We start from the raw sequence: 8,019 nt of genomic DNA, 5'->3' as shown, positions 1-8,019 counted from the left end.
AAATACTGCATCGGCTGGATATTGCATTATCCGAAGAGGAAAACAGGCAAACCAACCCTGTAAAATTTTTAGATGCAGCTAATAATATTTTGTACGAACAGCCAATGCAAACCAATGCTGCTCAATATGCTGTAAGAAACGACAGCATGGGAAACGGGTTTTTAAAAGCCGGAAATTTAGTAAACAGCCCAATGAATTTTTCAAAGAAAAACAGGATTAGTCTTGAAGATCTCCACAGTATTTTAATCAGCCTGGTTTTTCCAAACAAGGTTTATGCAAACCAACGTTTTAATTTAACAGATGCTGATAAACAATTTGTTTTTAAATATATGAGCCAGTTGCCAACTGAAAGTACATTTCCGCCTTATTCGGCAGATACCGCAAGCTACTGGCCGGCTTACTGCAAGTTTTTATTGTTTGGAAGTGAGAAGGGAAACCTGCCAAAAAATATTCGTGTGTTTAATAAAGTTGGCGATGCCTATGGCCAACTTTTAGATGTGGCTTATGTAGTGGATTATGAAAAGGGAGTGGAGTTTTTTTTATCGGCTGTAATGTATTGCAACAGCGATGGTATTTTAAATGATGATAAATATGATTTTGAAACCATTGGTTTTCCTTTTATGAAAAATCTTGGGCAGGTAATTTACGATTTGGAAGTAAAAAGGCAAAAAAAGCATTTACCCGATTTTTCGGAGTTTAAATTCAATTACGATAAGGAGCAATAATTTATTTTAAATTTTAATCCTTTTGATTGATTTTTTTTCAAGAACTTATAATTACTTTTGCAAAATATGCAACTATCTACACTTTTATCAAGATTTAACGAGCCGGAAACCCTTAAAATGGCCAAGTTAGGAAGAGAGTTAAGAGCAAAGGGAATTGATGTAATTGATCTTAGCCTTGGCGAACCCGATTTTGATACGCCCCAACATATTAAAGATGCCGCAATAAAAGCCATCAATGATAACTGGAGCCACTACACACCGGTTGCAGGTTTTGCCGATTTAAGGGAAGCCGTTTGTACTAAATTAAAACGTGATAATAATTTAGAGTATAAACCTGAAAATATTATTACTTCTACAGGTGCAAAACAAAGTTTAGCCAATGCTATTTATGCCGTGGTTGATAATGGCGACGAAGTAGTTATTCCCACACCATATTGGGTAACTTATTCGGAGTTGGTTAAAATGGCCGGAGGTAAAGTAGTTGAAGTTCGTACATCGCAGGAGAGTGGATTTAAGGTTAGTCCGCAGCAATTGGAAGCGGCAATAACCGGCAAAACAAAATTGTTTATGTTTTCTTCGCCCTGTAATCCATCGGGCACAGTTTACAGCAAAGCAGAACTGGCAGCATTAGCCGAAGTATTTAGAAAACATCCGGATGTTTTAATTATCTCCGACGAAATTTATGAGTATATAAATTTTGTTGGCGGGCACGAAAGCATTGCACAATTTGAAGATTTAAAAGAACGTGTTATTTTAATAAATGGCTTAAGCAAAGGTTTTGCCATGACGGGTTGGCGCCTGGGTTATATTGCTGCCAATGTTGAAATTGCAAAAGCCTGCGAAAAAATTCAAGGACAACTTACAAGTGGTACCTGCTCTATAACACAAAAAGCTGCAGTGGCAGCACTTACCGGTAATTTAAAACCTTCGGTAGAAATGACGGAAGAATTTACAAGAAGGAGAGCAAGGGTTTTAGAATTGATAAAAGATATTCCAGGTTTTAAATGCGCCGAACCTGAAGGGGCTTTTTATATTTTTCCTGATGTAAGTTATTACTACGGTAAAACAGATGGTACACAAACCATTGCAAACGCTGCCGATTTTAGTATGTATTTATTAAACACCGCTAATGTTTCTTCAGTAATGGGTGATGCATTTGGCGAACCTAATTGTGTTCGTTTTTCTTTTGCTAACAGCATGGCAAATATTGAAAGGGCTTGGGTAAGGATTAAAGAGGCGTTAGGGAAATTGAAATAGGCAATGGGCAATGGGCAATAAAAAATAAATTAAGTAAAATTATAAAAACCATCCGTTATTTTCGGATGGTTTTCTTTTATGGCTATGCTGTAAAGAGTAAAAAAAATATCAAAAAAATAGTTCCAATGTTCACTTTTCACATTTCACCATTCACCATATACTATTCATCTTAAAAAGTAAACCTAGCAGAAAAACCAACTCCTGATGCTTCAAAACCAACTTTAGTAATAATATTTAATTCAGGCTTCCAGTCAACAGTAAGGTTTAAGGGGATGTTGGCAAATTTATAATCTAACCCAATAATACCTGCGGCACCAACATTACTGCCACTGTTATTAAATGCGACATATCCACCAAAGCCAATCAGCCATTGCAGGTTTTCTGTTGCAAGTGGTTTATGAATTTCGTACAGGCCGCAAATGCCCACACCATCACCAAAACTTAAAATGCCTTCCAGTGCATTATTACCAATGAAATGTTTGTAGGTAATACCACTTTTAATAGCCGGTATTGATGAACCGAGCCGGACACCAATAGCATTTTTGTAAGTGCTTTCATCCTGTGCTTTTGTGGTTAAGGAAAAACTAAAGGCAACAAGAAATAATAACAATAATTTTTTCATGGTATTTTTTTTGAGAAGAATTATAGAAAATAATGCCGGTGTAATTGTAATTTTTAGTTACAACGCACAAAGCTTTATTAACTGTGTTAAGGATTTTGTAAAAAGAAAAAGAGATGGAAAAATAAAAACCAAAGAATAGTTATCAGTTGCCAAATAGGATTTTCAGAATAAACAATTCTGTGTTTCTGTGCCTCTCCCGAAAAAGTCAGGACAAGTGTGGCATATTTTATTCAAACAATTCCAATTTATTTTTTGGCCTTCTGTTATCGAGCCATTTAAAATTTTTCAATTGTTTTTTATCTGCAGGGGTTTGGCGAATGGGATACATTACACCATCAACATTATTTACAAACTTTACTTTATTCAATTCTTTTTTTACAAAGAAGATATCAATTACATCGCCGCTGCTGCGGTTCATGCCTACAAAAGCACTGTCATCATCCTGCGGATAAAAAATACTTTCGGCAGGCGAGCCCTTCACTCTTACAAAATCAATTTGGCCATCTTTAAAATACCCATTAAGTGTACGTCCGGCAATTTGATTAAATAATTTATCGGCTGTTTTATTAATAATGATACTATTATAAAAAACGTAGAGCTGTTTTGCTTTTTGATTTTCGGTAAACATATAAATAGTATCGCCGGCTATTTGTGTTTTACCGTTCCAAACCAATGGTTGGCCAAATAATTTAAAAGTAGAATCATCAGTAGAGTAGTAGAGGCTGTCGCTAACGGCCTGCAGCGAATCGTTGAATATCCTTACATGATGAAAACCTAAAAAGTAACGTACAGCAGAATCTTTTTTATTAAGATTGATGACCATTGCTTTTTTTGCAGTATCTTTTTTTAGCAATGATTTTATTTGCAGGCTGTCAGTTTTTTTCTTCTCCGGTAATATAATATCATCACTGTTAATTTTATTTTCAGTTACAGCAATCTCGTTTTTAACTGTGTCGATTTTTTCATTTTGATTAATTATTACACTGTCATTTTTCTTCTTACCTAAAAAAGTAATACCGGTGCTGTCAGTTTTATTTATTGCAATAGCTTTTGTTTTTTTTAAGGTATCAACTTTAATGGTAGTTTTTTTTGTAATGCTGTCATATTTTCTCAAACCAGAAAATAAAGTGTCTGCTGCTATGTAAGTACTGTCGCCATCTTTATGTAAGATCATTACAGGCTTGTTGTAAGCCAGAAAAGAATTTTCTTTTGTGTTTATATCTATTCGTCCAGCAAGAGTAGTAACTTGATTTATACTATCCACTACTTTTGCATTTCCCTCAGCTATCACAATGCCTTTTTTATCATCAAAAACTATTCTGTCACCAGTCATAAAACGATCTTTGTCTCTTATATAAGTTTTATCATAAAAAATAGCTTCGCCTGTTTTTAAATTATAGGTTCCCGATTTGGTATCAATAATGCCATCTTTACTTACAATATGTGTAGGAGCAATAAATGTGGCAATATCATTGGTGATATTGTACATCATACTGTCAGTTCTTATATCATACTTGGGATCTACAAGGTGTACATTCTTTTTAAAAATAACATCTTTGGTATCTGCATAATAAACCCCATCGGTGCTGGTTAAAACTGTTTTATTGTTTAAAACCCTGCCACCATTTTTATAAGTAGCAATACCGGTTCTTAAATTATATTCCAGCTCATCACTTAATAAAATACCTTTTTTATCCGTAAGTTTTACCGATTTTTTTAAATAGGCAATCCTTTCTCCACCAATGTATTTAAGGTACTGTGCGTAGGTATGTATGCTGTCGTTATCGTTGATGTGTACGTTTCCAAAAGCTTCTACTATGTTTGTTCTGCGGTTTATTATCACACTATCGCAATAGGTTGTGGTAAGGCCTTCTTTAATTATAACATTGCCTGCAGCAGTTTCAATAGTTGTAGCAGAGTCAATTGTTTTTTCCCTTAAATTTTTTGCCTGTACAATTTGTATAACCCTGATAGTATCCTGTGGCGAGGGTAATGTTACCGGCTGTTGTGCATACGATATTTTGTTAAAAACAAATAACAGCAGGAGTAAAGAGAAAGTAGTAGTAAATTTCAAATGCAATGCTTAATATTTTTATACTGCTGCAAGTTGCCGAAATTATTTTATAACGTAATGGTAAAGTTGCCCCCATCCCCTAAAGGGGAGTTATGGCATTTATCAATATTTTTTATTCAGATATTTTTTATTCAAATAGCAAATAAGCATATTTTATTTTTTATACCTTTTGAATAACTCCCCTTTAGGGGACGGGGCTTTTTAGGATTTTTAAATAAGGGGCATTAACAGTATCGGGTAAAGGCACCACCAGGGCTTCTCCCTTAGCCTTTTTGCCAAAAACAGAAAATGAAATATAACGTTTGGGATTTGTTTTTACATCATCTAACAAAACATTTAACTTATTGGCAGTAGCAGCCAGGTTATTGTATAATTTAACGTCGTTCAATAACATGCCGGCAGTGCCATCTTTTGTATTTAATTTACCCAGGCTTGTTTTTAAATCTCCAACAGTAGCATTTAAAGTATTTAGAGTTTTTTCTAAATCAAGCTTAGAGAGATTGGTAGTTGTTTTATCAAGGTTGGTCATTACGGCTGATAGCTTTTCATTATTGTTGGCCAAATTACCAGTAAACGAACTTACATTATTTAAAGATTTAGCCAATGCCCCTGTTTGGGTATTTAATAATGATTGTAAAGATGCAGAGGATACTGTTAAGCCTGCAGTTGTTTTACTTAAGTTTTCCAATATTCCCTTTATGTTATTTTTTGCATTTGGATCAAGTACCCCTGCAAGGGATGTTAATACCGAATCGAGAGATTTTACCGCATTTTTTACCTGCCCTAAAACCGGCCTTAATTCCTGCATAGCACCATCTAAAATACCTGCGCTTGTTTCTGTACGTATGGTATCATTTTTAGGAAGATATTGCTGGGCATCGCCCAATTTAATTTCAATACTTGTAGTACCCAACGGATTATTTTTTATAGAAGCAAAAGAATTTACCGGAATATTTACATCCTTGTTCATAGTCATATTCACCAAAATTTCTTTCATATTTTTATCGGTAGTAATGCTGTACACCGTACCTACCTGCAAACCGTTTATCATAACCGGGTTACTGTTGGCAAGGCCCTGCACATTGGTGTATTTTGCAAAAAGGCTGTGGCTTTTACCAAAAAAAGTTTTTCCTTTTAAAAAATTAAAACCCAGTACAAGCAGGGTAATGGCTATTGCAGTTAACGCGCCAATTTTGGTTTCGTTATTAATTTTCATTGTAGTAGTTAGTTATTGAAATATTATTAATAAACTTCCCAATCTTCGGGCCAAATTTATGGTTTAGGTTTTGGTTTCTGCAACTTAAATTCAAACCTTACTGAGGCATTGTTTTTTAAATCTGCCGACAATCTTACTTCATAACGGCTAACGCCGTCAGTTATTATCATTAAAGCAGTATTGGGTGGTATGCTGCCCAGGTTATCGGCATATAATACCAGTTCATTGGTTTTGCCAGGCACTAAATCAATAGTAAAACTGTAAGGCTTTGCAGTTAAAGCTCTATTACCCGTTACTAAATCTTTATTAAAATAAACAGAAACAATATCATTATCAATTTCCCCATCATCATAAATTTCTATTTTTACTTTATCGCTTTTTACCTGTAAAATTTTGGTATCTTTTGTTGGCCTGCTTTCTAATTCAGCTGGTGTAGTTTTTTCTTCAGCAGCTTTTGTATCGCTGGTTTTGTTAGTGCCTTCTACCTGCTCCTTGTATCTTATAACTGCAGCAGTTATGGCTTCTGCCAGTTCCTGTTGCCCTTCTTCGCTGTTAATATAACGTTCATCTTCCGGGTTATTAATAAAACCGGTTTCAATTAAAATAGCCGGCATATTGGTAGATTGTAAAACACGGATACCTACCTGCCGCTGATTGACACCTAAAGCTGCTCTTCCGGTTTTTTCAACTTCATTGTTTACATATTTTGCAAGTAAATCACTTCTTTCCTGAAAACGTTTAGCATAAATTTGCGCAAGTGTGCGTCCTTCCGGAGAGTTAAAATCAAAATCATTAAAGGTTGAATCAGCATTATCAGTTTCAATTTCAAAATCTTCGCCACCTTCCATTATAGCTTTTAATTTATCACTGGTTTTATGCGGAGCAAATATCCAAACGCTGGTGCCACTCCGGGTTAAGGGTAATTTAAAATATTCATATACTGGTACGGTAACTTTGTATGGATGAGGGATTTTTTTCTTTTTTCTTCCTTTTCCTGTAAAAGTGTATCTGTACCTTGTTTCTTCTTTAGTACCAATTTGTCTTTTGCCGGTTTTTAAAGGGCCGCTGTCGGCATGAATACATAAAAAAAGATCGCCTTTAAACTCATTCGCTAATTTTGCTTTTTCCCTCGGGTCCTGGTAAACATCGGTGGTACGTGTGGGCTTTACGCTAACATCCGGTAATTGTTTTTTTAATTCTTCAACTAATTTAAGGGAGATAGCAAGTGTAATATCTTTTTCTTTGGAGCGTAAAGAATGTTCGTACTGACCCGTGGCACCCGGATCCCTTGAACCGCCATGCCCTGCATCAACAACGATTGTTTTTATTTTTTTTTGTGAAAAAGTATTGGGTAACATTAACAAATGCAAAGCAGCAATCAATATTAAAACAGGTACTTTGTTTTTCAACATATCCTAAAGGTTTATCCGGGGTTAGTAATTATAATAATATTCACAATTTCATGCTGTTATAATGGCTATTTTTGCCAATCATAATTATGAACCAACTGTACAAAGGTAAGGCAAAATATATATTGACATGGGCTTTAGCACTGTTGTTTGCAGGCATAACGCTGTATGGTGCCACTAATAGTTTTAATACCCATTACTTTCACAGTAATTTAACTAACAATACCATTTTTAAAAACTCAAAAACAATTACCCAAATTTTAGTTGATACACCACCTGTAAAAAAGCCAGATACAAATTTTATTAAAAAACAAATTCCTGATTCTTTAAAAATAAGTGATTCTGCTTTTGCTGTAATTGATACCATAAATTTTAAAACCTCTAAAGATTCTCTGGACGCTCCGGTAACTTATCATGCCGATGATTCGATGATACTGGATGTACCCACTAATAAAATTATTTTATATGGTAAAGAAACCAAAGTAAAATATTTAGATAATCAACTTGTAGCGCCCCATATAGAGTTTGACCAAAAAACCAGTTTAATAAGTGCTTATTTTGTTAAAGACAGTACAGGCAAAGTTATTTCGTGGCCAACTTTTACACAGGCAGATTTTTTAACCATCAGCGATTCCATAAAGTTTGATATGAAAACGGGCAGAGGAATTACCAAAGGAACCTATACCAAGCAGGATGAATTATTTGTTTACGGTGAT

At 34.7% G+C, this 8,019-nt stretch carries 6 protein-coding genes and 2 pseudogenes; 4 read left to right on the top strand and 4 right to left on the bottom strand.

From position 1 onward, the window contains the following. Positions 1–725, top strand: a pseudogene (locus ACY65O_RS04415) (serine hydrolase); the annotation flags it as partial. Positions 726–791: 66 nt separating this feature from the next. Further along, complete coding sequence (locus ACY65O_RS04410; protein WP_462219636.1) at positions 792–1,982, top strand: pyridoxal phosphate-dependent aminotransferase; 1,191 nt, start codon at positions 792–794, stop codon at positions 1,980–1,982. Positions 1,983–2,151: 169 nt separating this feature from the next. On the opposite strand, the gene ACY65O_RS04405 is transcribed toward ACY65O_RS04410, so the two are convergent. Beyond that, on the bottom strand, positions 2,152–2,604 hold the full coding sequence (locus ACY65O_RS04405) for a hypothetical protein (protein WP_462219635.1): 453 nt from the start codon (positions 2,602–2,604) through the stop codon (positions 2,152–2,154). Here ACY65O_RS04405 and ACY65O_RS04400 point away from each other — a divergent pair. Further along, positions 2,603–2,743: a hypothetical protein gene (locus ACY65O_RS04400; RefSeq protein WP_462219634.1), complete on the top strand. Its 141-nt coding sequence runs from the start codon at positions 2,603–2,605 to the stop codon at positions 2,741–2,743. The two genes, ACY65O_RS04405 and ACY65O_RS04400, sit on opposite strands and share 2 nt — an antisense overlap. 87 nt (positions 2,744–2,830) lie before the next feature. On the opposite strand, the gene ACY65O_RS04395 is transcribed toward ACY65O_RS04400, so the two are convergent. The 3 genes from ACY65O_RS04395 to ACY65O_RS04385 all read right to left on the bottom strand — a co-directional run bounded on the left by ACY65O_RS04395 (position 2,831) and on the right by ACY65O_RS04385 (position 7,306). Next, positions 2,831–4,684 carry an OstA-like protein gene (locus tag ACY65O_RS04395; RefSeq protein WP_462219633.1) on the bottom strand — a complete coding sequence of 618 codons (1,854 nt, stop codon included), beginning with the start codon at positions 4,682–4,684 and terminating at the stop codon, positions 2,831–2,833. Positions 4,685–4,862: 178 nt separating this feature from the next. Beyond that, the gene (locus ACY65O_RS04390; protein WP_462219632.1) at positions 4,863–5,894 is read right to left on the bottom strand and encodes an MlaD family protein; all 1,032 of its coding nucleotides are present in this window, start codon (positions 5,892–5,894) and stop codon (positions 4,863–4,865) included. A gap of 56 nt (positions 5,895–5,950) precedes the next feature. Beyond that, positions 5,951–7,306, bottom strand: coding sequence for an N-acetylmuramoyl-L-alanine amidase family protein (locus tag ACY65O_RS04385; RefSeq protein ID WP_462219631.1), 1,356 nt, complete (start codon positions 7,304–7,306; stop codon positions 5,951–5,953). A gap of 86 nt (positions 7,307–7,392) precedes the next feature. Between ACY65O_RS04385 and ACY65O_RS04380 the strand changes: the two are divergent. Continuing rightward, positions 7,393–8,019 (top strand): annotated as a pseudogene (locus tag ACY65O_RS04380) (hypothetical protein); the annotation flags it as partial.

The sequence above is a fragment of the Ferruginibacter sp. genome (genome assembly GCF_031430955.1).
Taxonomy (GTDB): domain Bacteria; phylum Bacteroidota; class Bacteroidia; order Chitinophagales; family Chitinophagaceae; genus Ferruginibacter.
The sequence above is the reverse complement of the archived record's forward strand: the minus strand, read 5'-3'. Positions and strand labels throughout refer to the sequence as shown.

Coding starts and splice junctions, on each gene's coding strand:
- ACY65O_RS04385 (WP_462219631.1), bottom strand. CDS start 7,306: ATGTTGAAAAACAAAGTACCTGTTTTAATATTGATTGCTGCTTTGCAT.
- ACY65O_RS04400 (WP_462219634.1), top strand. CDS start 2,603: ATGGTATTTTTTTTGAGAAGAATTATAGAAAATAATGCCGGTGTAATT.
- ACY65O_RS04405 (WP_462219635.1), bottom strand. CDS start 2,604: ATGAAAAAATTATTGTTATTATTTCTTGTTGCCTTTAGTTTTTCCTTA.
- ACY65O_RS04410 (WP_462219636.1), top strand. CDS start 792: ATGCAACTATCTACACTTTTATCAAGATTTAACGAGCCGGAAACCCTT.
- ACY65O_RS04390 (WP_462219632.1), bottom strand. CDS start 5,894: ATGAAAATTAATAACGAAACCAAAATTGGCGCGTTAACTGCAATAGCC.